This is a genomic window from Vibrio jasicida CAIM 1864 = LMG 25398 (genome assembly GCF_000400365.1).
Classification (GTDB): domain Bacteria; phylum Pseudomonadota; class Gammaproteobacteria; order Enterobacterales; family Vibrionaceae; genus Vibrio; species Vibrio jasicida.
In genome coordinates, this window is sequence record NZ_BAOG01000228.1 from 1 (window position 1) to 370 (window position 370).

The following is a 370-nucleotide window of genomic DNA, read 5'->3' on the forward strand; positions in this document are numbered from 1 at the left end:
TTTCTGAACTAGAAAACACTCGCAACCGATTAGGTTTAGCTAAACAAGAATTTTTGCTAGCCGCTGGTAATCCAAAGGCGATCTTAATCTTTACCGCCTTTCTACCACAGTTCGTCGATGTTTCAGCGAATGTAAATGAACAGTTCTTTGCTCTAGGGGTTACGTTCCTAGTTTTAGAAATGGGTGCAATATCGATTTATGCAATATTTGGAATGTACTTAAGGCAGTGGTTTACGAAGCCGAAAATGGCAAAGCGCTTCAATAGGGGTTGTGCTACTTTTTTGGCTATGTCTGGAGCAAGCTTGTTACTGAGTCGCCAGCAATAAAACTAACAAACTGTTCAAGAGGGATTCGCAACGCGTGGCATTTT

At 41.4% G+C, this 370-nt stretch carries 1 protein-coding gene; it reads left to right on the forward strand.

The window, feature by feature from the left end; translation table 11 throughout:
- Nucleotides 1–326, forward strand: a 326-nt coding sequence (locus tag VJL_RS27055) for a LysE family translocator (RefSeq protein ID WP_038882451.1), incomplete at its 5' end; no start/stop codon positions are given.
- Nucleotides 327–370: the final 44 nt, after the last annotated feature.